Source organism: Cystobacter fuscus DSM 2262 (assembly GCF_000335475.2).
Lineage (GTDB): Bacteria > Myxococcota > Myxococcia > Myxococcales > Myxococcaceae > Cystobacter > Cystobacter fuscus.
Window position 1 is genome coordinate 59,611 of the sequence record NZ_ANAH02000011.1, and the last position, 22,388, is coordinate 81,998.

21 protein-coding genes and 1 pseudogene are annotated in these 22,388 nt (G+C 67.6%); 12 read left to right on the plus strand and 10 right to left on the minus strand.

Annotated features, from left to right (window positions below):
- Positions 1–9 precede the first annotated feature (9 nt).
- The 4 genes and pseudogenes from D187_RS20625 to D187_RS59720 all read left to right on the plus strand — a co-directional run.
- A complete protein-coding gene (locus D187_RS20625; RefSeq protein WP_002626467.1) occupies positions 10–780 on the plus strand; it encodes a hypothetical protein in 771 nt (256 codons plus the stop codon).
- A 28-nt stretch (positions 781–808) separates the two neighbouring features.
- Positions 809–2,866 (plus strand): membrane dipeptidase, encoded by a 2,058-nt coding sequence (locus tag D187_RS20630; RefSeq protein WP_002626468.1) that lies wholly within the window; start codon positions 809–811, stop codon positions 2,864–2,866.
- Between the two features lie 347 nt (positions 2,867–3,213).
- Positions 3,214–4,551 carry a PI-PLC domain-containing protein gene (locus tag D187_RS20635; protein WP_002626470.1) on the plus strand — a complete coding sequence of 446 codons (1,338 nt, stop codon included), beginning with the start codon at positions 3,214–3,216 and terminating at the stop codon, positions 4,549–4,551.
- Positions 4,552–4,570: 19 nt separating this feature from the next.
- Positions 4,571–4,705, plus strand: a pseudogene (locus D187_RS59720) (carboxypeptidase-like regulatory domain-containing protein); the annotation flags it as partial.
- A gap of 241 nt (positions 4,706–4,946) precedes the next feature.
- On the opposite strand, the gene D187_RS20640 reads toward D187_RS59720, so the two are convergent.
- Both D187_RS20640 and D187_RS20645 read right to left on the minus strand, forming a co-directional pair.
- A complete protein-coding gene (locus D187_RS20640) occupies positions 4,947–6,257 on the minus strand; it encodes a M16 family metallopeptidase (protein WP_002626471.1) in 1,311 nt (436 codons plus the stop codon).
- Entirely contained in the window at positions 6,254–7,525 is a 1,272-nt protein-coding gene (locus D187_RS20645) for a M16 family metallopeptidase (RefSeq protein ID WP_043430867.1), read from the minus strand. The genes D187_RS20640 and D187_RS20645 overlap by 4 nt, the downstream gene beginning before the upstream one ends.
- Positions 7,526–7,751: 226 nt before the next feature.
- Between D187_RS20645 and D187_RS20650 the strand changes: the two genes are divergently transcribed.
- The gene (locus tag D187_RS20650) at positions 7,752–9,437 is read left to right on the plus strand and encodes a toxin-antitoxin system YwqK family antitoxin (protein ID WP_155893475.1); all 1,686 of its coding nucleotides are present in this window, start codon (positions 7,752–7,754) and stop codon (positions 9,435–9,437) included.
- A 292-nt stretch (positions 9,438–9,729) separates the two neighbouring features.
- Complete coding sequence (locus D187_RS20655) at positions 9,730–10,164, plus strand: hypothetical protein (protein WP_002626477.1); 435 nt, start codon at positions 9,730–9,732, stop codon at positions 10,162–10,164.
- A 91-nt stretch (positions 10,165–10,255) separates the two neighbouring features.
- Here D187_RS20655 and D187_RS20660 read toward each other — a convergent pair whose 3' ends face one another.
- Both D187_RS20660 and D187_RS20665 read right to left on the minus strand, forming a co-directional pair.
- Positions 10,256–11,047 (minus strand): SDR family NAD(P)-dependent oxidoreductase, encoded by a 792-nt coding sequence (locus D187_RS20660; protein ID WP_002626479.1) that lies wholly within the window; start codon positions 11,045–11,047, stop codon positions 10,256–10,258.
- A gap of 93 nt (positions 11,048–11,140) precedes the next feature.
- Positions 11,141–11,404, minus strand: coding sequence for a hypothetical protein (locus tag D187_RS20665; RefSeq protein WP_002626481.1), 264 nt, complete (start codon positions 11,402–11,404; stop codon positions 11,141–11,143).
- Positions 11,405–11,517: 113 nt separating this feature from the next.
- On the opposite strand from D187_RS20665, the gene D187_RS20670 reads away from it, so the two are divergent.
- The 3 genes from D187_RS20670 (at position 11,518) to sitI6 (ending at position 13,501) form a co-directional block, all read left to right on the plus strand.
- Positions 11,518–11,862 (plus strand): hypothetical protein, encoded by a 345-nt coding sequence (locus D187_RS20670; protein WP_155893476.1) that lies wholly within the window; start codon positions 11,518–11,520, stop codon positions 11,860–11,862.
- 171 nt (positions 11,863–12,033) lie between these two features.
- A complete protein-coding gene (gene sitA6, locus D187_RS50150; protein WP_051256449.1) occupies positions 12,034–12,765 on the plus strand; it encodes a SitA6 family polymorphic toxin lipoprotein in 732 nt (243 codons plus the stop codon).
- A gap of 16 nt (positions 12,766–12,781) precedes the next feature.
- The gene (gene sitI6 / locus D187_RS20680; RefSeq protein WP_043430994.1) at positions 12,782–13,501 is read left to right on the plus strand and encodes a SitI6 family double-CXXCG motif immunity protein; all 720 of its coding nucleotides are present in this window, start codon (positions 12,782–12,784) and stop codon (positions 13,499–13,501) included.
- 68 nt (positions 13,502–13,569) lie between these two features.
- Here the strand turns inward: sitI6 and lepB are convergent, their stop codons facing one another.
- Both lepB and D187_RS20690 read right to left on the minus strand, forming a co-directional pair.
- A complete protein-coding gene (lepB, locus tag D187_RS58795; RefSeq protein ID WP_002626489.1) occupies positions 13,570–14,418 on the minus strand; it encodes a signal peptidase I in 849 nt (282 codons plus the stop codon).
- 178 nt (positions 14,419–14,596) lie between these two features.
- On the minus strand, positions 14,597–15,679 hold the full coding sequence (locus D187_RS20690) for an SMI1/KNR4 family protein (RefSeq protein WP_002626490.1): 1,083 nt from the start codon (positions 15,677–15,679) through the stop codon (positions 14,597–14,599).
- 167 nt (positions 15,680–15,846) lie between these two features.
- On the opposite strand from D187_RS20690, the gene D187_RS20695 reads away from it, so the two are divergent.
- Positions 15,847–16,023, plus strand: coding sequence for a hypothetical protein (locus tag D187_RS20695; RefSeq protein ID WP_002626491.1), 177 nt, complete (start codon positions 15,847–15,849; stop codon positions 16,021–16,023).
- Positions 16,024–16,078: 55 nt separating this feature from the next.
- On the opposite strand, the gene D187_RS50155 is transcribed toward D187_RS20695, so the two are convergent.
- Complete coding sequence (locus D187_RS50155) at positions 16,079–16,846, minus strand: hypothetical protein (protein ID WP_002626493.1); 768 nt, start codon at positions 16,844–16,846, stop codon at positions 16,079–16,081.
- Positions 16,847–17,001: 155 nt separating this feature from the next.
- On the opposite strand from D187_RS50155, the gene D187_RS20705 reads away from it, so the two are divergent.
- Entirely contained in the window at positions 17,002–17,346 is a 345-nt protein-coding gene (locus D187_RS20705) for a hypothetical protein (protein ID WP_043430879.1), read from the plus strand.
- Complete coding sequence (locus D187_RS20710) at positions 17,328–17,885, plus strand: imm11 family protein (RefSeq protein ID WP_043430881.1); 558 nt, start codon at positions 17,328–17,330, stop codon at positions 17,883–17,885. The genes D187_RS20705 and D187_RS20710 overlap by 19 nt, the downstream gene beginning before the upstream one ends.
- Before the next feature lie 95 nt (positions 17,886–17,980).
- Here D187_RS20710 and D187_RS55315 read toward each other — a convergent pair whose 3' ends face one another.
- From D187_RS55315 to D187_RS20725, 3 genes are all read right to left on the minus strand, one after another.
- Positions 17,981–18,163, minus strand: coding sequence for a hypothetical protein (locus D187_RS55315; RefSeq protein ID WP_002626496.1), 183 nt, complete (start codon positions 18,161–18,163; stop codon positions 17,981–17,983).
- Positions 18,164–18,291: 128 nt separating this feature from the next.
- On the minus strand, positions 18,292–20,652 hold the full coding sequence (locus tag D187_RS20720; RefSeq protein ID WP_043430883.1) for a hypothetical protein: 2,361 nt from the start codon (positions 20,650–20,652) through the stop codon (positions 18,292–18,294).
- Between the two features lie 311 nt (positions 20,653–20,963).
- Positions 20,964–22,388 carry an MBOAT family O-acyltransferase gene (locus tag D187_RS20725; protein WP_002626498.1) on the minus strand — a complete coding sequence of 475 codons (1,425 nt, stop codon included), beginning with the start codon at positions 22,386–22,388 and terminating at the stop codon, positions 20,964–20,966.

A 22,388-nucleotide genomic window follows, 5' to 3' on the forward strand; every position in this document is an offset into this window, starting at 1 on the left:
CGACGCGCGATGAACATGCGGATGACGACCCTGATGGTCCTGGCGAGCACGGTCGGCGCCCTGTCTGGCTGCGCCGTGCAACAGCCTTCCCCCGGCTGCCAGATCCAGGACGGGCTCTGGCAGGTCACGTACATTCCGAAGAACCCCGAGGCTGTCTCCCGGTCGTGCGGAACCCTCACCGCGGACCAGTTCGGGGTGTACAAGTACATGGTCCCCGTGAGCGAGGAGCCCCAGGCACCGACCTCCGTGGCCCTCCGTCCCCTGGCGGCGGTCGCACTGACGACCTACGTCGACACGTCTGGCACCCGGCGGCCCCGGGTAACGCTGAATCCTCCGGCGGACTCCTCGAGCCCGACGGATCCCACGGGCTCGCTCCGGGCCTCCGCGCTGGCCACGGCCCTGTCGGCGTTCGCCGATGAGCCGGACGACCAGGACGTGTGCCTGGCGCCGTCCTTCAGCCGGATCACGATCGAGGCCCGGGCCGTGGCGGACGCCAGTGGCGGTCCCTTGCCCGCGCGGACGGTGGATTACCAGTTCGCCAACGTGTCCGTGTATTCCTCGCCGTCGGCTCCGGGAACCACGTTCGAGGGCTCGCTGGTGTTTGGTGATGGCTCCTGCACGGCCGAATACCGGGTGCTGGGCCTGTCTCCCGCGGTGCCGTGCGGCACGACCGACGACTGTCGGAACCCGGCCCTGGGCATCAACCCGGAGCTCGACGTGGTGTGCCTCCACGGAGGCTGCTCGCCCAATCCCGCCAGGGCGTTTCCGTTTCTCGAGTAGTCCCAGGTACCTCTGGAGTCACCGCGCCATGATGAAGATGCTTCGCTTTGCCTTGATGGGGTGGGTGCTGTGTTCCGCCTCTCCCGCACTCGCCGCTCCTTATTGGAGCACCTTCAAACAGGATCGGTGCACCGACTCGGGCCGGCGCCAGCACTCGGCGCAGTTGATGAACATCCCTCCCAACACCTCCTGGGAGAGCGCGTGCCAGGCCACCGGCGCCACCGTGGCCGGCTACACCTTCCTGCGCCCCACCCGCTGCGTGAACAAGGGCACCTCCGGCATGTGGGGCGAGTTCGAGGTGAATGACACCACCTGCAACCCGGTGACGGAGTGCAACTCCTCCCTCCCGGCTGGCACCTTCTCCAAGCCCGGGAACACCGGCTCGGTGAGCTGTGAGGCCTTCTGCGCCAACCGTGACGCCAACTGGGGCCAGCGTGGCACGTGTGTGAAGGGGCTGGTCACCAGTGGCCCTCATGCGGGCACCTGCCTGGCCTGCACCGACGTTGCCTCCGAGCAGGGCGACACCGGCGTCACCTGCACCTGCAAGGCGCCTGCGAAGGGCTTCGCGGATCTCCATGCGCACCCGTTCGCCAACCTCGCTTTCGGCGGCCAGGCTTTTTTCGGCAAGGCCTACGGTCCCCTCAGCTCCACCTTGCCGTGGTGCGACAGTGTCCACGGGCCGGGGGGCACCCGGGACTCCTTGGGCAGCATCATGGCGACCCTCGGCTACGGCACGGGCGGCTCGGGCCATCGGGTGGGGGGCTACCCGCAGTACGACGGCTGGCCGCGTTGGAACAGCTACACGCACCAGTCCATGTATGAGGATTGGCTCTACCGCTCCGTGCAGGGCGGCCTGCGGCTGATGGTGACGTTGGCCGTCAACAACCAGGATCTCTTCGGCTTCCCCATCTACGCCACCAAGGCGCCGGGCCGCACGGGAGAGGACATGGAGGCGGTGGATCTCCAGATCGCCGAGGCCTACGCCATGCAGAGCTACCTCGACAACAAGGCGGGCGGCGCGGGACGCGGCTGGTTCCGCATCGTGAAGTCTCCCGCGGAGGCCCGCACCGTCATCGCCCAGGGCAAGCTGGCGGTGGTGCTGGGCGCCGAGGTGGACTACCTCTTCGATTGCCGCCGCAACAGCTCGTGCTCGAGCGCGTATGTGGAGGAGCGGCTGGACCATTACCAGGCCCTGGGCCTGCGCCACCTCTTCCCCGTCCACTTCAAGCAGAACGCCTTCGCGGGCTCGGCGCTCACCAGCATCACGACCGAGGGAGACTCTCGCGACTGCAAGCAGGAGGGCTACGTCTACAAGCGAGACGTCGCCCGGGATCCCATCTGTGGCGCGCAGGGGCTCACGACCCTGGGCCGCACGCTGGTGCGCGGGATGATGCGCCGGAAGATGCTGATCGACATCGACCACATGTCGAAGCTGGCCTTCGATGACACGCTGGGGATGGTGGAGCCCTACGGCTACCCGGTGGTGAGCGGCCACACCACGCTGTTCGAGACAGCCCGTGGCAACAAGCGCCACGAGGGCAGCCTCAAGTCGGAGCAGCTCCAGCGCATCCGCCACGTGGGCGGCATGGTGTCGCTCATCCTGGACCAGGGCAATCGCGACGAGGTTCCCACCTGGCGCGGCGCGGGTCAGCCGGTGGTGGAGCACCAGTGCGGCAGCACCTCGCAGAGCTGGGCCCAGGCGTACCTCTATCTGTCGAAGGAGCTGGGCGGGGCGCCGGTGGGCTTCGGCTCGGACTTCAACGGCTTCGCGGGCCTGCCGAGCCCCCGCTTTGGTGCCGAGGCATGCCACGGCGGCAGCTCCGCCGCGCAGGTGGCTCGCACGAGCTACCCGCTGAGCATCGCCGTGGAGAACAGCGTCACGAAGCTGGAGCGCAGCGTGGTGGGCAACAAGGTGTTCGACATCAACGAGGATGGCGTGGCCCACGCGGGCATGATGCCGGACTTCATCGCGGAGCTCCGCCGCCAGGGCCTGCGCGGCCAGGATCTGGAGCCGCTGATGAACTCAGCCGAGGGCTACCTCCAGGTCTGGGAGCGCGCCGAGGCCATGGGCGCCACCGTGCCGTGAGCCCGCTCGCCGCCTGGGCGCCCGCGAGCGACCGCACCCGGTGGGAGAGGGATGCCAGGGCCACCGCGCGGGGGTTGGAAGGGCATGCGCTGGGACAGCTCGGGCGACAGATCAGCGCGCCGTCATTGCCCTCATCGTCTCGGAAAGCATCATGGAGGCGATGCAACGACTGGGCGTGACGGATGCCAGGTTCGAGGAGGTTTGAATGTCACCTCCAGACGTCTCATGACAGCGGAGCCGCCCTGTGTGGGAGCAATGGTATTCGGGATCCGGTTCCCGTCATGCATTGACCCCGCTCGTTCTCCGGGCGTCTACTCGCGCTCCCTCGAACACTTGCGGGAGCCTCCATGACCACGAACGCCCTCGACCTCACCCACACCTACCACGTCGCGCCCGCGCTTTGGGAGGAGCCGCGCTGCTATTGGCAGGCGGTGGCCTCCGGCGTCGGCATCGCCCTCCAACCGCTGCCGACAAAGCGCTCGGAGGCACGCGCCTTCCAGTTCAAGCTGCACGCGCGGCCCGACGGCTCGGTCACCCTTGCCACGTCCGAGGGCCCGGTGCGCCTCGACGGCCGCGCGCTGGTGGTCTGCGGACCGCATGAGAACAAGAGCGCGGCCACGCCGTTTTGGCTGCATGCGGTGGGCCCGTGCTTCGCGCTCGAGGTAGCCGACGGCAGCGGGCGACTCGTGGAATGCGAGAACGGCAACCTCGGCGCGGGCACCTCGATCCAGGTCTGGAAGACGGCGCTCGCCGCATCGATCCCGAGCGACTGGACTACCCTGCCCGCCGATCAGCAGCGCACGCTCTGGAAGTTCGACCGCTCGGACGGCTTCATCGCGTCGGCCTGGATGGCCCGGCTCGTGAACAAGGACACGCCGCTGAACGAGCTTGCGATGGTCGGCACGCACGACTCCACCACCTGGAAGTGGGACTCGGCCAACTATTCGCGCACGCAGGATCTCACGTTCCTGGAACAGCTGAAGATCGGTGTGCGCTACTTCGACCTGCGGCTGGGCGACGACTTCGAGAACTACCACGGCGGCAAGAACGGGTTCAGCTTCGACGACGTGCTGAAGGACGCCGGCCAGTTCCTCGGCGAGCACAGCGGCGAGGTCATCCTGCTCGCCATCAACCGCGACAGCAACGCGCCCAAGGACCCCGCGAAGGTCGCGCAGTTCGCGAGCGACATCGAGGATGTGGTCCTGCACCGCCCGAGCCGCGTGAAGCACCGAGTGCACTGGTTCGCTGAGAACCGCATCCCCACCGTGCGCGAGGCCTTCGGCCGCGTCGTGCTCGTGCGCCGCTACGCCGACCCGCGCCCCACTGCCCCCGGCATCGCGCTGACGAACTGGCCCGACAGTTCCGGCACGACCTTCGACAACACAGTGGGCGGCGTGACGGTTCGCATCCAGGACGAGTACCAGCTGGTGCAGAACAGCAGCAAAAAGGACGCGATCCGCCGCCTGTGGGCCGACATGACCGCGGCGACGCCGCCCGCCGGCCGCTGGTCGATCAACTTTACGAGCGCGGCGAAGGCGCAGCAGCCGCGGAGCTATGCGAACGACATCAACCCGTGGCTGGGGGCGAACCTGAACTTCACGGAGTCGCTGCGGGGGATGTTCGTGACCGACTTTCCGTCGGCGGCCCTGGTGGATCGAGTGTTGAGGTTCAACGCGTTCTATTGAGCGTCGAGGGGAGGTGGTGGTGACGGACGCCCAGGGGCAGTACCGCCTTCCCCAGCTGCCGCCGGGCGTGTACGTCCTGCGCTTCGACAAGGAAGCCTTCAGCCCCTACTTCCGCTCGGACATCCAGCTGCGGCTGGACCGCACCCTGCGCGTCAACGTGGAACTGCTCCCCGAGAACGCCTCGCGGACCCTCTCGCTCGAGCTCGAGGGCGTGGCGCCGACCCTCGACGTGGGCTCGACGGCCATGGGCAGCAACGTCGACCAGGACATCAACATCACCACCGGCGGCTACATGCCGGAGTACGGCCGCTCCACGGGCGGCTTGAGATGGCGCGGTCCGGGTGGCAGCCGCGGGGTGGATATGGCGCGTCCTCCTTGGAAGTCCTGGTCCGGCCTCAGCCGGAGAAGGGCGAGAAGTTCACCACCACCTGGCGCTCGGGGAGGAAGGTGCGGCGCGCGAAGTCCCGCATGGCCCCACGCGGCAGGCGCTTGGGGAGGGACATCAGCAGCGCCGGGTCGAGGGGGCCCGCGCGGGGTTGGGCCACCTCTCGCGCCAGCTCGCTTCCCCGTTGCAGATCATCCTCCACCTGCTGGGCGTATGCCCGCTGCACGTGCCGGTCCATCAGCTTCTCCTCCGCGGCCGTTGGAGGCTCCCTGCCCAGTTGCTCGAAGGCGAGCTGCATCCGCTCCGGCAGCGTGTTGGCGTTGAGCGACTCGCTGAAGGCCAGTGCCATCAGGAAGGTGTTGCCCCGCAGGGACATGCACCGCACCTGCATGCCCAGCGTCAGCGGCTCCTCGACGTGCAGCGCGCGCGTCAGCCGCAGCTCCAGCAGGGCCGCCACACGAGCACAGGCCCCCTTGTCCTTCGGAGCCACATGGTAGCCATACGCGATGAGGCTGAAGCTGGCGCGGGTGCTCTGCTCGATGGGCAGCACGGGCGGTGTCACCGGCGTGAGGGGGGACTCTCCGGGCAGGGAAGGGGGCAGCCGCACCGCCCGCTCGAGCATCCCGAGGACCTCCTCGCGCTTCACGCCGCCCGTGATGACGATGCTGGTGTTGGCTGGCGTGTAGTACCGCGTGTAGAAGTCCGCCAGGTCCTTCCGGGAGATGCTGTCGAGCGTCTGCTGGGTGCCGAGGATGGCGCCCGAGCCCGAGAAGAGTGAGTTCTCGAGGTGCTCGTGGAAGCCCGGGCCCTGGCCGAGGTCCTGACTCTCGGTGCGGATGATCTCCACCTCGCGCTGCATCTGCCGCGGGTCGAGCTTGGGGCTGGTGACGATGCGCACGAGCTGGTCCGCCAGCGGCAGGAAGGACTCCGCCGGGGCCTGAAGCACATAGGTGGTGGAGTGGGCAGTGGTGAAGCCGTTGAACTCACCGCCAGCGGTCTTCACCGCCTGCTGGAAGTCCTCGCCCCGCACGTCGTAGGTGCCATGGAAGATGACGTGCTCGAGCAGGTGCGCCAGCCCTTCCTTTCCCTCGGGATCCTTTCGCGAGCCGGTGCGCACCACGTAGTGCAACGAGGCCCAGGCCGCCCGGGGCCGCGGCGCGAGCACCAGCTCGCTCCCATCGGCGAGCTTCTCCACCGTGGGACGCAACGGGGCCCCCACCGCCGCTTCGCGGCCACGGCCACGCGCCAGGGCCACGGAGGAGACGAGCACCAGGGCCAGCAGGACACAGGCCATGGGGGTTCGCAGGGGATTCGTGCTCACTTCCGGCCCTCCATGTCCGTGACGAAGTGGAGCTGGATGGAGGACTCCTCGCGCAGCCAGGCGGAAGCCACCTCGCGCAGGGCCTCGGGGGTGAGGGATTGGATGTGCGTGGGCAGCTCGGGGCCGTACCAGGCCGGACGCTGACGGGCGGTCCGGAGCTCCTCGGCCACCCGGCGCGGGTCGCGGTCGGCCAGCCGCAGCCGGACGAGGGTGGACCGCTGGTGGCGTTCGAAGGTACCGGGCTCGAGCTGGCCCTGGAGCACCGCCTGTATCTCTTCACGCAGGAAGGGGCCCAGATCGATGCCCGAACCCTCCGCGGCCGGAAGGACGAGTGCGAGCGCATCGAGCCGGGGGGTGAGCAGGGGCGTGGAGGTGAAGCCGTAGCCCACCGCGGAGTTGCGGAGCTGCTGGAAGAGCCGTTCCTCCAGCAACGACGCGAGGACGCGTGCCGCCGCCGCCTCGCGGGGCGTCTGGAGGTGGATGGGGTAGGCGAGGACCTGCACCTCGCGCGAGGCGAGCGCGCGGCGCTGGTAGGGCAGCTTGAGCTTGGGACGTGGGTGCTCGACGCCAACACCGCCACGGAAGCCGGACACGAGCTGGCGCAGTGCCTTCGCGTTGAAGCGCCCGGTGGCGATGACGGTGGCGTTGCTCGGTGCCAGCATCCCGGAGACGTGCTCGCGCACCGCCTCCAGGGCGATGCCCTCGGCGTTGTAGAGGGAGCCGATGTTGGGGTCCTTGTAGCGGGAGTCCTCGATGAGGGTGCGCGCGAGCAGCAACTCCAACCACACCTCCGGGTCGAGCGGCTGCGAGTCGTGCCTGGCCCGCTCGAGCGTGGCTTCGAAGCGCCGGGGGTCGAGCTTGGGGGAGAGGACGGAGGTGAGCAGCGTGCGGGCGAGCGCGTCGAAGTCCTGGGGGGGAGCCGTGAGGGTGAAGCGGCTCTCGTGCAGCCCGGTGCGCAGCTCGAGGGTGGCGGCGGCGCCGTACAGGGCGGTCACCAGGGACTCGTAGCTGCCGCGCGAGTTGGCGTGCAGCAGCGCATGCTGGGAGACGCGCGTGAGCCCGTTCACGAGCTTGTCATCCACGGCGCCCACGTTGAAGACGATGGTGAGCGTGGAGCGATTCGCCTCGCGCGGGGCGAGCAGCAGCAGGGGGTGTTTGGGCGAGGGCTGGAAGCGCTCCACCTCGAAAGGCGCGGCGAGCACCGTGGGTGCCAGCAGCAGGAGCGCCACTGTGGCGCAGACGGGGAGCGCGAGACGTGTGAAGCGCATGAAGCCGTGGGGCTGGAAATGGAAGGAAGGTCGAGGCAGGCTAGCCGTGAGTGGGGGATGACGTCCTGTGTGGCCCGTGGGCCGAGCTGCCCCCCCTGCACAGATTGCCATGAGCACCGCGCCTTCGTCTTCCTGTCCCTCCTGCCATCATCCGCTTTCGCTCTACGCGGGGCGATGTGCCCGCTGTGGTGTCCTCCTGGCGGAAGGAGACGAAGGGGGCTCCGGCTTGGAGCTGGATCTGGACGGGGGATGGAAGGACCCATCCGCCTCGCCACCTCCTCCTCCGCCTCCTCCCAGGCCCGAGGCGAGGAAGCCCACCCCCGCGGCTCCTGTCGCGAAGCCGGTGACGCCGGTCGAGGAGGACGAGGAGCCGGTGGTGCATCATCGGGTGACGCCCCGGGGACTGTTCGCCCTGGGCGTGCTGGGGCTGGTGGGGACGGGCGTCGTGCTGATCGCCCAGGCCGCGCTGCCGGAGCGCTTCCCCTCGTTGCTGGCGATGGCCGTGTGGGTGCCCGCGCTCACCGGGGCACCCTCGGACTTCTTTCCGGCCTCCGCGTGGGTGTTGGCACTGCTGCCCTGGGGCTCGTTGGCGCTGGCCTTGTCCATGGGGCACCAGCTGGCACGGCGTGCCCGCGTGCCGTTCGTGCAGGACGCGGTGCAGTGGGTGGCACTCGCGCTCTTGCCGGGAGTGCACCTGGTGGGCGGGCCGCTCGTGCTGGGCGAACTGGAGCTGACCGCCGAGTCCCAGCAGGCGTCAGGACTCCGTCTCCACTTGAAGGTGAAGACGGTGGTGGCCGTGGTGCTCCATGTGCTCGCGGTGGTGCTCGGGAGTCGAGCGGCGCGTGACTCCGGGGAGTTCCTCCTGCTGGCGGCGCTGGCGGTGCGGGCGCTGTCGGTGGCGGCCTTCGCCGTGGTGCTGTTCGGGATGGGACGGGCTCTCCTGGTGCTGATGCGCGCCAGTGAGGCGCTCGTGGCCTCGGGTGGAATGGGACGGGGAGGGGGCTCGGCGGCGCGCCTGCGCGGGGCGAGGAGACCGCTCGTCATGGCGGCGTGGGCGGGGGCGTTGGGGGCCACGGTGGTGGCGATCTCGGGCGTGTGGTTCTCGCGGAGGGAGGCGAGGACCTGCGAGCCAGGAACGGAGCTGAGCCACACGGAGGGCTTCGAGGAGCGGCGGGTGAGCGCGTGCGTGTTGCCGGATGGACGCAAGCAAGGGGCCGAGCACGTGCGAGCCGCGAACGGATGGCTGCTGGAGCGCGGCGAGTACCGGGAGGGAAAGCGGCACGGCATCTTCCGCGCGTGGAACGAGCAGGGCGTGCTGCTGGAGGAACTGTCCTACGCGGAGGGGCTGCCGGACGGGAAGTGGAAGCTGTACTGGCCGGACGGGCAGCGCGCGCTGGAGATGGGGTACGCGAAGGGCACGCTCGAGGGGGAGAACACCACGTACTACCCGAATGGAAACCCGAGGTACCGCAGGACGTACCAGAAGGGCGTGGTGCACGGCCGGCACGCGAGGTGGTTCGAGTCGGGGCTGGTGGAGGTGGAGGGCGCGTTCAACCAGGGGAGGCCCTCGGGGTGGTGGGTGAGGCGGAACGCGGAGGGGAGGGTGGTGAAGCAGTGGAGCGAGGGTGGACTGAGCACGGACGAAGCGACGGCGGGCGTGTCCGCCATTTTCATGGGAGATGCCACGCTGGCCCCGTCACGGGTGACGGCCCCGTCCGACGTGGCCGAATTGCGAGCAGGCCATACACAGGAGTGGTGGCGGAAGCGGCTCTCCCAGCTCAAGGACAAGGCGGGGAAGGACCCGAAGAGCGCGGCGCTTTATGCGCTCACCTTGCGGCGGGCCCGGGCCAACGGCTTCGTGATCCGCGAGAAGTCCGACGGCGTGGAACTCTCGCTGGAGCCCGTGCACTGACGAGGCGCCCCGTGGAACTCGGGTTTTCGCACCCCGGTCGAGCCTCGCGCTTCTCCCATGCGCTATGACCCTCCCGGGACCCTTGCTCCGATTCGTCAGTGAGCTGACGAAAAACGTCATCCGTCCGGAGTCCCAGACTCCAGGTGTCTTGAAATCCCACGTGCTTGCCTGCGTGCCCGCCTCTGGCACGCCGTGTGCTTTGCGTTTCCGTGTGAGAGATACCATGGCGTCCCTGCTCGGGAACCCATTCGGTCTCCTCATTCATACATAGACTCACGAGGGAGATGTACACATGCGTCGATTGGGTTTCGTCGTGTTGACCTGTCTTGTCTCGGCTGCCTGCGGTCCCGCTCCAGAGAGTGACGCCCATGGGCCCGCCGACGCCGTCGCGCAGTCCCACGGCAAGCTGCAGTACGATGTCGTGATCAGCCCCAGCACCCTGGACTTCGGCCAGCAGACCGTGGGCACCACCAGCGCGCCCCTGTCCTTCACGGTGCAGAACAACGGCACGGAGTCCGTGCAGATCTCCTTCGCCGTGAACCCGCCCTTCGTTCCCCCCTCTGCCCAGGACCCGGTGGTGGCCCCCGGCGGTTCGCGGGAACTCCAGTTGGTCTTCAGGCCGTGGTCGGCGGGCGCGTTCTCCGGGCCCATCTATATCATGCCCTTCGGCCCCAGCGGCTCGAGCTTCTTCAGAGGAACGGTCTCGGGAACTGGCATCGCGCCGTAGTCGCTGGCAGAGGCGTATGGGGCCGCGGACGCCACGTGCGTGGTGCCGCTGTGCGACGAGGAGCACTGCGCCATCTGGCCACGGCCCCTGCTCAGCTGATGGTATTGACGAGACCGCCCTCGGCACGGAGCACGGCCCCGTTCGTCGCGGCGGACAGGGGGCTCGCCAGATAGGCCACCATGCTCGCGATCTCCTGCGGCTCGATCATCCGCTGCAGGAGTGAGGCCGGCCGGTGATTCTTGAAGAACTCGGCCTCGATCGTCTCCGGTGGGGCGCTGGGATTGGAGGACACGCTGCGCAGGAAGTCGACGATGCCCTCCGAGCGCGTGGGCCCCGGCAGCACCGAGTTGACCGTCACCCGCGTGCCCCTGGCCAGCTGGGCGAGACCCCGCGCGATGGACAGCTGCGCCGTCTTGGTCGTCGCGTAGTGGATCATGTCCGGGGGGATGGTGAGCGCGGACTCGCTGGAGATGAAGATGATCCGCCCCCAACCCCGCTCGAGCATGCCCGGGAAGTAGGCCCGCGCCAGCCGCACGCCGCTCATCACATTGACGTTGAAGAAGGACTGCCAGTCGTCATCGGAGATCTCGGCGAAGGCCTTGCTCTCATAAGCGCCGAGGTTGTTGACGAGGATGTCGACGTCGCGCGCCGCGTCGCGCAGTGGGGGCAGGCCCTCGGCGGCCGTCACATCCACCACCACGCCGCGGATGTGCTTGCCGCCGGAAGCGCGGATGTCCTCCACCGCCTGGTCGAGCTTCGTGCGCGAGCGGCCGGTGATGAGGACCTCGGCTCCCTCCACCGCGAGCGTGCGCGCGATCTCCAGTCCGATGCCCGCCGTGCCGCCCGTGACCAGCGCCGTCTTCTTGTTGAGTTGCAAGTCCATGGTCGCTCCAGATTCGTGTCGAGAAGTGTTTGGGTTGGAAAGTGTCTGGGTGGAACGGGGCGGGCCTACAGGCCGGGGGCGCCCTTGCCGACGTCATCCCCGGTGCGTGTGCTTCGGGATGTAGAGCGCCTTGGGGAACTCGATCATCAGCGTCGTCGCCTGGGTCTCCGGGTCGACGCGCAGGATGGAGAACCGGGGTGAGTCCCCACCCAACTCGGGCAGCATCTGCTCCCAGGTCAGGTCGCCCTGGTTCTTGAAGACAATCCCATCCGCATGTGCATGGGTGCACCCGGGAGCGAGCAGGAGGGAGGAGAGCCCCAACAGGGAGGCGGCGATTCGGTTGAAGGTGCGGTTCATACGAGTCCTCTGGCGGTGGTGGAGGTGATGTCTGACTCGCCCAGGGAAATAGCGCTCACCTGCCCGCGCGAACATCTCCAGCGGTGGGCAACACCTGTGAACGCGATTCACGAATGGCACGCCCCCGGGACGGCCCGTGTGGCCCCCCGGTCCGCGAATTCAGTGGGCAGGTCCGCAGCCCGGGTCACTCCTGGGGGACGTACAGGAAGGCCACGCACATCTCGTCGTTGGTGCCCTCGCCCCAGTTCACCCAGGAGCCCTGCTACCTCGTCGCCCGGTTCGAGCCGCGCGGCTCGTCGTGGCGGACGCGGGCGCTGCGCGTGACGGTCCCGGTACTGGCCGTCGTCACTTGCACCCTCCTGGAACTGCACCGTGGCTCCTGGCGCGTCGAGAGCCCGCCCTCCGGAGGTGAGCCTTCCTCCGGGGGGTCCCTGACGCTGATGCTGCCGCGCGCCTGAGCAGGGCGCGCGGCCTGAGAGGGCGTGTGCCCAAAGAGGGCTGCACGGCCTGTCCACTGGTTTGGCGCACAGTTTGGCGGCACGGAAGGGTCTGCCATCGAAGAAGATCCGCTGAGCCGGGAGGCGTTTTTCGAGCGTGGGATGCCCACGCGGCGAACGTAGGATGGTCACATGAGTTTTCTGTGCTCCAGAGTGGGGCTTGCGCTCCTCGGCGTGCTGCTGAGCGCCTGTGCCTCCTCCGCGCCCATGGTGCGTGAGGAGGCTGGGGCGCCCGAGGTCGTGTCCTCTTCATGGGCGGAGGCCCGCGCGGACGCCACGTGCGTGGTGCCGCTGTGTGACGAGGAGCACTGCGCCATCTGGCGTTGCCAGGACGTGGTGGAGGCGGAGGCTCTCCCGGTGCGGCTGGCGCAGGCGATGGTCCCGGCGTCCGCGCCCGCCCCGATGTTCCGCGTGCCCTTGGTTGCGGGTCCCAGTGCGAGCCGCTGGTGGGGACATCCTCTCGCCGTGCCCTCCGGGGTTGAGCCTGTATTCGAAATCCCCTGGCACAACTGGAAGACGCGGGAGCTGAGCGCGCCCAGGCTCTTCCGCCACCAGTGCCTCTCCCCTCCGCGCGAGCCCCTCGAGAAGCACCACATCTTCCCGCAGCAAAAGGAACTGGCCGAATGGTTTGGCAGCAGGGATATTGATATCCACGCCTTCACCATCCGACTGCCGAGGAGTTTCCACCAATGGCTGCATAGTGGCGAACCCAAGGGAGGACAATGGAATGAAGCGTGGCGGCAGTTCATGAGAAAGAACCGCACCATCGCCAACGCGGAGGACATCTGGCGGTTCGCGGGTGAACTCATGATGCGGTTTGGAGTGAATGGTCCATTCGAGCCCTACTCTTGCGATGAGCGGTAGGGGGGCGAGCACGCGCATGCGATATTTCACCATTGACGAGGACAGAGCCGCGGGGCACACGGGCTTCGTTGACGCCGCACACAAGTGGAAGCTGCCAGGCATTCGCAATTGCCCAGTCTGCAAGTCCACCTGGAGTGCCGGGTTCGCTTATCCCTGCGTAGACCTGACCCCAGTGGCCGCCTTGGCCGATTTCGAGAAGGCTCGGCCCGAGCCCATCGAGGAGTACGAACGGCTGTGTGAGTTGGTTCGTCCCCTGCTGCCTCCTGGTGCGCTGTTGGAACCGGGTACGACTTTTGGCCCACTGGTGGGTAGGGGCCAGGGTCGTTTCGGGCAGCTGGTGTCTCCTTATCCCTGGTGGCTCCTGGCGCGGCGCGAGGCGCTGGTGAAGCTTCAGGCCGAGGGCTTGCGAGGATTCGAGGGGTGCCACACCGAGGTGCGTTTCCGCCAGCGCAACTCGCCTGAGTTGCTCGAATTGCAAATCCTCCCAATGGGCCGACTGCACCGGGATTGCCTGCCTCATTATCAACTGCCTTGCTCACGCTGTGGTCGGGGCCGTATTCCCCTGCCCGATGACCTCCTGGTGGACGCCACCACCCTCCAGAGGGACCTGGATTTATTTCGATTGGAGGATTTCTCCACGGTGATCGTCTGCACCGAGCGTTTCGCCGACGCCTGCCAGCACCTGGGCTTGGACGGCGTTGCCTTCAAGCCGCTGCCCTCGAAGAAGAGCCGCTGAGCCGGGAAGCCCGGTGCGGAACAGCGGCAACTACTTCACGAACGGTGCAGATGGGGAGGCGCGCCGGGTCAGCGCACCGTGGTGCCGAGCCGCGCCCAACGAACTCCTTCTCCTGGTGTCCACGAGAAGTGGATGAAGCGCACCGCACCCACCACGTTCTCCACCGGCAGTGGCCCCCAGAAGCGGGAGTCCCAGGAGTTGTCCCGGTTGTCCCCGAGCAGGAAGACGTGTCCCTCGGGCACCACGCACCCCGTCTCGCGTGTCTCCATGCCCTCCGGGCACCCGTCGCCCGTGGGGAAGTCCATGGAGTCCAGGCAGGAGGACTCCTCGCTGGAGGGGCGGCTGTCCACCGCTTGGCCGTCGATGGAGAGCCGTCCGCAGCGCACCTCCACCGCCTCACCCGCCAACGCCACCGCGCGCATGACGTAGCGCTGCTCGCGCTGCGCGGGATGCTGGAAGACGATGACCTCGCCTCGCTCCAACGGCCGACCCCACGGACTCGCCACCCGCTTGTCCGTATAGAACTGGTCTCCCGGGAGGAGCGTGGGCTGCATCGAGGCGGAGGGCATGGTGAAGGGCTCGGCTAGCCACCTCCGGGAGGTGCTCGCCACGATGCCGGACCCCATCCAGAAGCCCACCAGGGTCAACAGCACCCGCCCCAGCCGCGGTACGCCCGCCTCCGGCGGAGGCAGCCTCGCCACGTCCACCGCCGCGCCGAGGATTACCCCGAGCCCGAGCAGCAGCCCGGCGAAGCCCGTGAGTGGCAGCGAGGCCTGCGCCAACAACAAGGCTCCCAGCCACACGAGCCCTCGCCGCCAGCGGCCCCACAGCACGTGGCCACAGCCCGGGGTGATGCTGAGCAGCACCGCCAGCAAGCGGCGCCAACGAGAGACAGGGGGCGAGGAGATCGTCGTCATGGGGAGAGGGGAACGGCTCCGAAGCGGATCAGCGAGATGGGTGTCAGACGACTCGTCGGTACGACTCGGGGGGGGGCGTGAGGTAGTGCAACGAGTTCTTTGACACCTCCTCGGAGCACCAGCGCGAACTTCGGGGCTTTCTTCTTCGGTCGAAGAACGAGTGATTGGCGGCGCGCACTCAGTATTCCTTCAGGAGCGCTCCAGCCGTCGTGAGGCCGAGCCGCTTGAACAGCGCCGAGAGCTTCGCCTTCGGGAGCAACTTCTTGGCGGCCGCCTCGACGCGGAGGAGCGAGAAGGCGAGCTGGTCGAGCGACGTGAAGGCCGGCGCGACAGTGCCTTCCTCGTGCGCGTAGCGGACGACCTCGCCCGTGGTGACGTCGAGAAGAAACATCTCGCCAGAGCCGTCGCTCGCGATGCCGACGTACTTGTCGTCGTTGGCTCCGTACAAATCCTCCTTCTTGCAGTCGAAGCCATAGCTGTTGAAGTCGAACGCGACGGTCATCGACGGTACACCCCCGCCGGTCACCACGTCGTCGAGCGCGCGGCCCGCGGGAACGACGCGAACCTTCTCGCTGCTGGGTTTCGACATGCGGGGCGCCTTCGGGAAGAAGCGCGCCGCGTCCGCCGCGAAGTCGCCGCGCTCGATGTAGCCGGTGAGGGCGCTCGCCTCGACGTTCTCCCCCCATTCGGTGAGCGGGGTCGCGCCCGTGTCGATGGGGGTGCCGTCCTTGGCGAAGTACGTCATGCTCTTCAGCTTGCCCTTGACGAAGACCGCCGTCAGGCGATGGGGCCACGGCTTGGGAACCTTGAAGACCTTGGGCAGGAGCGTGGTGCCGGCGTGCTCGAACAGTGCACCGCTGACCGGCCCGATGACCCACTCGACGGCGCCGTCAATCACGCCGTCACGGAGCTCGACCCGCAGAGTGTCCGGGAAGTCGAAACCGGCGCGGAAGCGCACCGCGACCAGCGCACCGTTCGCGAACGTTGCGATCATCGTGTTGGTCGGCCCCTTCGGCAGGCCGAGCGCCGCCTGCATGGCCACGCGCGGCGCGTGCTCGGACATCTGGTGGATGGCGAGCGACCACTTGATCTCCCCGTCGAGCTTGCCGTCCATGCGGGTGGCGTCGAGCAGCAAGAGGCCCGACGGATGGATCCACAGGCGCTCGCGCGCGTCGTTCGGGCCTCCGTCTCGCCAGAGGTTGGCGCTGGCATCGAAGGTCGCTTCGGGGGGGACGTCCTTGGGGCGCGGGTCGGTCGACATGGCACCGGACGCTAGGCGCTCCACCACCCACCGCCTAGCGTCTTGTAGTGGCTGACCCTGGCCTCATGCGCTCGAGGTCGGAAGTTCGGGAGTCCGGCCCGCCGTCTGGCACGCTGCACGGCATGAAGACTCGCGGTCCCCAGTCGAAGACACCCTTGAGTGACCTCGTGATTCGCACCGCCGTCGTCCGCCGTCCGGGGCTCGGCTACATCTATGCCTGCGACCCGAAGAAGCAAGCAGCGGATGTCCCGCACGTGCTCATCTTCAAGTACACGGACGGCAGGTTCGAGGCGGGCCAGGCCAACTACAACGCCCACTCGATCTGCCTCATCAACGACTCGTAGGGAGCGCCTCACCCATCCTCGGAGAGCGCGAACGGCTCGGCGGTGGGTCGCGGTGTCAGGGCTCAAGCGAGCGCGGCTCCGGCTTTTTGGCGCGTACGGGCATGTAACACTTGCCCTCGTATTCGGCAGTGCCCTTGGGGCAGGGTGCATCCTGCTTCCCCTGGTACCAGCAGGCACCCCGGATCTCCACGTAGGCCCCATCTCCACACGGAGGTTTCAGCTGCCCGGGGAACGGGTCCTTGGGCATGGGGTAGGCAATGGCGGAATCGACGTCTGCCTGGTCGGCCCAGAAGGTGGGCTCGGCGGGCGTGGGCTCGGTCATGTCCGCTCCCCGCCCCGGAGAACCGAGACCGTGGGGACAGAGCACCATGGCCAGCAGCACCAGCATTCCCGCGACGAGTGCACCCGTCCTCACGTGCGGACAGCCCGGTACCCGTGTCGTGTGTCTCTCGCTGGGCTGGGGCGTGGGCATTTGGGTGAACGCGGTGTTCGCCTCCTCCCGGTCCTCCACGGCCGCCATGGCCCCTGCGAGCCGGATGAATCCCAGGTCCACATCGGAGAGGGCGTCGGCGTCGGCCGGAGGAGGACGCTCCAGCTCCGTGGCGAGGAAGGGAGGAGACACCTGGGAGGTGACTCGCGCGGTCCAGTCGCTGCGAGGTGCCCAGGTGTCTTCGGGCTCCGGCACGAGCACGAGCGCGGGCCGGCCGGTGTCCACGTGGTGGGCCGCGTAGACCTGGCCGCCGGGCTCATCGAGATTCTGGTAGCGAGTGTGGAGGAGATACGGCCCGAGTCTTCCACCCGTCCGGTCGTGGCTGTCGCCCATGTGAGAGCCCTCTCAAGAGGTGATGCGGCGCAGCCTACTGCGGACGTCACGTCGGGTGGAAGTGGGACGGAGACCACGGTGCCATGACGGCAAACGGTGAAGATGGCTCCGAGCCCCGCTGAGCGGCTACGCTCGCGAACGCCGAGGAGGCCGGAATGTTGGCGAAGGTAATCGGGACATGGCTTGCGGTGGCCGCGCTTCTCCTCGGGGCAAGCCCTGCCTACGGCGACACGAGCGCGGAGATCGCCACGCGTTTGGCTCATGCGAAGGCGGCATTGACGGCGACCCGTGGCCAACTCACGCCGGAGCAGTGGGCCCTGCTCAGCGACAAGCTCGCGGGCGCGGAGAAGGCCCTGGCGGACTACGACCAGTTCGTCGCGCGGACAGGACGGACACTGGCCACTGCTGGAGTGCTCGACTCCTGGAACAAGGCTGAACCAGTGGATGACGACGCCAGCGGCAAGATAGGAACACCCAGCGAATGCGCTACTTCCAGCTGATGGACGACGTGAATGTCCCTGGTGGATGGATACTGGAAACCCCGACCGATGAGCGAACGGGCCAGCCTCTGAGTGGCGTATTTCTCAAGGGTCATCCACTTCGCGTCAACGGGCCTGTTCGAGTTCCCTTCCTCCAGCCCGGAAGAGCGCTCGACTTCTCCCTGGCGGATACAGCGCCGGTCGTCCACAAGAAGGTGGCCTCGGTCCTGGCCGAGCTGGCGCCAGTCGATGTCCAGCTCATCCCGGCGAACGTTGAGACACAGCCCGAGCCATATTGCCTCTTGAATGTGCTGAGCATTGTGAATTGTATCGATGATGCCGCTTGCGAAGAGGTCAATTATTGGACGCCCGAAGACGGAGTTCCAGAGAAGACTGGGCGATACTTTTCCGTGTACGGCTTGAGAATTGCTCCCACACAGGTCGGAGACGCCCGGATCTTCCGTCCTTGGGGATGGGAGATTGCCCTCATCGTCTCGGAAAGCATCAAGGAGGCGATGCAAGGACTGGGCGTGACGGGTGCCCGGTTCGAGGAGGTTTGAATCACCCAGGCGGGGAGGCAGTGGAGCAGGTCCCCTGTGTCCGGGGAGTTGACGCTGGGCAACGCGCACCTGAGCACCAACGCCCGACGCGGCGGTCAGAAATGGAAGTAGACGTAGGGGCGCGTCTCGACGGACGCGAGGTGGCGCACGCCCAGGCCCACCGTCACCAGCACCACCGCACGCACCCCTGCCACTCCCTTCACGTCCGCCAAGAGCCGCCGCCTGCCTCCACACCTCACGCCGACGAACACGTCGAAGTCGAACGTCCTGCTGAGCAACTGCGCGAGAATCCACTCGCGGCGTCCTCTCCGTCATCGGTTCCTTGCTGGCTACTGCCTCTGTCGCCACGCTCGCCCTCTCCTCCTTGGGAGAGCCGCTCCCTCCTCGGGAGCCGGTTCGGCCCGGTTCAGTCTTCGGAGTCGTAGTCGTCATCGTCATCGGCGGCTGCGCGGTCCTCGGCATCAGCGCTGGCCTTGGCCGCCGCGAGTGCTTGCGCGGCTTGCTTCTTTTCCTGATCGATGCGCGCGACCGCCGCGGGATGGAGCGGCGAGGGCGTGGCCTCGGAGAAGAGGGCCGATCCTCGGAAGCGGATGTCGGCGCAAGTCCGCTCGCCCAGGATGTGGATCCACTTGGGCAGCCTGGCGCCGAAGTCATAGCCGCCCGTGACCGTATGAGTCGTGACGAGGTCCGAGATGCGGAAGGCTTCGTCCGTCATGAGGTAGCCCTCTGGTTGGGTGGTTCGCTTGAACGCTTGGATGTTGGTATCGAGGAACAGGCAGGCCTGGACCTGCGACGACATGGCGGATTGGGCCAGACGGGTGACACGCAACTCCGCGAAGAACGAGCCGCCCAATTGCAGGAGGACGGCTCCATCGGGCAGCCGGATGGCGCGTGGATTCAGGAGGGCCATGCGCAGGGCAAGCCAGGCCAGAGCCAGCTCGCGGTCCGCCATTTCCCAGTACTCGGGAGCGATGTGCAGGGGCGTGGTTTGCCAGTGTTGCAGCGGCGGCAGGTATCGACGGTTATACCTGTCGTCATAACGAGAGGAAAACGCTTCGGTGGAGTGGCTTTCACTGGCTTCGTAGGCATCCAGCCAGAATTCCGAGTCTCTCGCCCGGGAGGCAGTGTTGGCGACCAGGACGGAGGGCCTGGAGTATTGGCTACTAACGAAGAGGGCGCGCGATGAAGTGCCGCCTGTGCCAATGAGTGGATTGTCCGTCCGATCAATAAGCGTGTCTCCAAAAGGAGGAACGTGCCGCAGGGGAGTGACTGGAATCTGCTTGAGGTGCTCCATACGGGATTGCATCAGCAGAAAGTACGTCCGTTTGATCTCGTAATCGCGCTCGTCATCGTGCTCGTCATCGCGCTCGTCGAGCACCGCATTGGACAGATGGACCCGCAGTTGAGCGGCGGGCGGGTCGCCTGACAGCAGCTCCTCGAGCAGGGGCCGCCAGTGCGCCTCGGGCGCCACCGTCTGGGGTTTCAGGGCGGGCGTCAACAGGAGCCCGGCGCGGGCATGGAGGAAGGCGGTGCGCTGCTTCTCCTCGGGGTCCAGTCGGCTGATGAGGTGGTCAAGGTAGGGATCGCGCAGGAAGTCGAACTCGGACCACCGGTCCACCTCGGCGAGCAGGAGGCTGAGCGCGGTGGGGTCCGGGACGATGTCGTGGACGCTCACCCAGGGACGCGACTGGGCGAGCCGGGCCCCGTCGGGGACGTTGAGCAGGTGCACGACGCTCCCCACCTGAAGCACGGTGGGCGCCAGCTGACGGCGGTGGGCGCGGTCCTGCTGGGACTTCAGCTCCTCGGCGGATACGGCCTGGATTTTCACCGACCCGGGCAGCTCCTGTTGCAGGGCCCGCACCTTCGCGTCCAGGCGTTCCTGCTCCGTGGACGTGGCGGTGATGTCCAGGTAGCGCGCCAGTCCCTGCCGGGTCCGGGCATCGGCGCCGCTGCGCGCCGACGCCTCCTCCGAGCGCAGCACTCGCATCCAGCGGTGCTGCTCACAGGCCGAGTACGTCTTGAGTCCGGAGCCGTGCTCTTCCCCGGTGGGCACTACCTCGGTCAGGTCATGCGTCACGGGTTCGAGCGATGGCAGGGCGCCTCGGGTGCGCAGCTGCTCCAGACCCTGTTTGGGCTCGATCCGCAAGGCTTGGCCATCGAAGTCGGCGGCGAGCCAGCGCTCAAAGACCGGGAAGCGCCGAGCGGACAGCAAGACTCCCTGCTCCTCCGCCCTTGCCTGTGCGGCTTCCCAACCCTGCTCGGGCGTCTTCACTTGCACCAGCCGCAGCTTCTTCTCCTTCTCGAAAGAATCGAAGCTGCGCGGCAGCCGATCGTACTGTTCCTCAAGGAGGATGAGGTCGATGGGATGGGGGCCCTCCGTCACGAGCAGCCGCTTGAGCTCCGCGAAGAGGGTGTCGGCGTTCCTCACGCTCGCGGCCCAGCCCGTGGCGTCGATGACGACTCGTGCGGGCGCCCCTTCCTGCCGAAGGGCGGAATCGGCCAGCTTGAACACCTCCTCGTGGTCGCCCGGCGGGGCCTGGAGCACCTCGAGGAGCAGGGCTCCCCGGGAGCGGTCCTGGAAGAAGAACCGGATGCCCTGCTGCGAATCATTCAAGGCCCGGCTGAGGTGGGAGTCGATGGTGGTATCGCTCCATGTAGGGCCGTTGTTCCCCTGCTCCTTCCACCGTTCGAGCCACCTCGCCGCGACGGCCGTCTGCTTCAGTCCGAGCTGCTCCACATACCCGCCCAACCGCTTTCCCAGAGTCATCGTGCGCCCTCCGCTTCCCGCGTCCCGAGGAAGCTCGAACCGTCATACGCTCTGGTCCGCCGCGTAACTCCTTGAAAGCATTGCAGTGCAACGCCTTCTTGCCAAGGCGAGCTGCAAGGCCTGTTCATGCAACCGCGCCCTGCAAGGCCTGCAAGGCCTGGGGATGCGGTGCGTCAAAAGGTGTAGCGCACGCGGCAGCAGGACATCACGCGAATGGCGGCCCGGGTCCATCGTCCATGAGGACGCGTCTCAGGTCGTCGCCGAGCCCTTTCAGGAGAAGCGCACCTGAACTCCAGCGCCTGAAGCGGAGCTCAGAACTGGAAGTAGACGTAGGGGCGCGTCTCGACGGAGGCCAGGTGGCGCACGCCCAGGCCCACCGCCACCAGCACCACCGCGCGTACCGGCACCGGCATCCGCACGAACAACTCTCCCGCCTGGTGGAACAGCCGCAGGGGCGTCACGTGGCTCACCGCCGCCACCGCCAATATCACCCACACCAGCGTGCTCACGTTGGCCAGGCCCATGCTGCCCTCCATCAGCCGCAGGTACATCTCCCCCGCGTGCTCGAGCGTGGGCGAGCGGAAGACGACGCGCGTGAGCACCACCACCAGGAAGGTGGCCAGCATGCCGAAGCCCGCGCGCACCATCGCCACCTTCCCTTCCTTCGGCGGCTTGCCCGTCACCCACCACCACACCCGGATGCCGCACTCCATCGCCCCGTGCGCCAGGCCCCAGATGGCGAAGCGCCAGTCCGCCCCGTGCCACAGCCCTCCGAGCCCCATCACCACCATGAGGTTGAAGAGCGCCCGCGGCTTGGACACCCGGTTGCCGCCCAGCGGCCGGTACAGGTAGTCGCGCAGCCACGTGGACAGGCTGATGTGCCAGCGGCTCCAGAACTCGAACAGGTTCGTCGCCAGGTACGGCCGGTTGAAGTTCTCCTCGAACTTGAAGCCGAAGAGCGCCGCCGTCCCAATCGCGATGTCCGAGTACGCCGAGAAGTCGAAATACAGCTCGAAGCTGTAGGCCACCGCCGCCACGAAGCACTCGGCCGAGGTGTACGCCTCCGGCGTGGCGAACACCGGATCCACCAGCCCACTGCCCAGTACGTCCGCGATCACCAGCTTCTTGGCCAGTCCCACCGCGATCCGGTACAGCCCCTGGCCCCCTTGCTCCGCCGTCAGCGAGGGCACGTCGTCGAAGCGCTCGATGAGGTGCGAGGCGCGCACGATGGGCCCCGCCACCAGGTGCGGGAAGAAGAGCAGGTAGAGCAGGTGCTCGAAGTACGTGCGCTCCTTCGGGATTTCCCCCCGATAGTGGTCGATGACGTAGCTGAGCGCCTGGAAGGTGAAGAAGGACAGTCCCACCGGCAACAGCAGCCCGAAGGGCTCGGCGCGCACCGCCACGCCCAGGGGCTCGAGCAGCGCCCGCGCGCTCTCGCGGAACAGGTCCGCGTACTTGAAGGCGCACAGCACCCCGAGCGTGCTGACGATGGAGAGCGTGAGCAGCGCGCGGCGCGCCCCCTGCGAATCGAAGCGCCGGATGCCCTTGATGCACAGGTGGTTGATGGCCGTGGCCCCCGCGAACAGCAGGATCGGCCACGGCGTCCACATGGAATAGAAGAGGACGCTCGCCCCCATCAACACGCCGAGCCGCGCCCACTTGTGGCGGTGCACCGCCCAGTAGAGGGCGAAGGTGGCGGTGAGGAAGAAGAGGAACTGGAGGCTGTGGAAGTACAC

Coding starts and splice junctions, on each gene's coding strand:
- D187_RS20625 (WP_002626467.1), top strand. CDS start 10: ATGAACATGCGGATGACGACCCTGATGGTCCTGGCGAGCACGGTCGGC.
- D187_RS20630 (WP_002626468.1), top strand. CDS start 809: ATGATGAAGATGCTTCGCTTTGCCTTGATGGGGTGGGTGCTGTGTTCC.
- D187_RS20635 (WP_002626470.1), top strand. CDS start 3,214: ATGACCACGAACGCCCTCGACCTCACCCACACCTACCACGTCGCGCCC.
- D187_RS20645 (WP_043430867.1), bottom strand. CDS start 7,525: ATGCGCTTCACACGTCTCGCGCTCCCCGTCTGCGCCACAGTGGCGCTC.
- D187_RS20655 (WP_002626477.1), top strand. CDS start 9,730: ATGCGTCGATTGGGTTTCGTCGTGTTGACCTGTCTTGTCTCGGCTGCC.
- D187_RS20660 (WP_002626479.1), bottom strand. CDS start 11,047: ATGGACTTGCAACTCAACAAGAAGACGGCGCTGGTCACGGGCGGCACG.
- D187_RS20665 (WP_002626481.1), bottom strand. CDS start 11,404: ATGAACCGCACCTTCAACCGAATCGCCGCCTCCCTGTTGGGGCTCTCC.
- D187_RS20670 (WP_155893476.1), top strand. CDS start 11,518: ATGGCACGCCCCCGGGACGGCCCGTGTGGCCCCCCGGTCCGCGAATTC.
- sitA6 (WP_051256449.1), top strand. CDS start 12,034: ATGAGTTTTCTGTGCTCCAGAGTGGGGCTTGCGCTCCTCGGCGTGCTG.
- sitI6 (WP_043430994.1), top strand. CDS start 12,782: ATGCGATATTTCACCATTGACGAGGACAGAGCCGCGGGGCACACGGGC.
- lepB (WP_002626489.1), bottom strand. CDS start 14,418: ATGACGACGATCTCCTCGCCCCCTGTCTCTCGTTGGCGCCGCTTGCTG.
- D187_RS20690 (WP_002626490.1), bottom strand. CDS start 15,679: ATGTCGACCGACCCGCGCCCCAAGGACGTCCCCCCCGAAGCGACCTTC.
- D187_RS50155 (WP_002626493.1), bottom strand. CDS start 16,846: ATGGGCGACAGCCACGACCGGACGGGTGGAAGACTCGGGCCGTATCTC.
- D187_RS20705 (WP_043430879.1), top strand. CDS start 17,002: ATGTTGGCGAAGGTAATCGGGACATGGCTTGCGGTGGCCGCGCTTCTC.
- D187_RS20710 (WP_043430881.1), top strand. CDS start 17,328: ATGCGCTACTTCCAGCTGATGGACGACGTGAATGTCCCTGGTGGATGG.
- D187_RS20720 (WP_043430883.1), bottom strand. CDS start 20,652: ATGACTCTGGGAAAGCGGTTGGGCGGGTATGTGGAGCAGCTCGGACTG.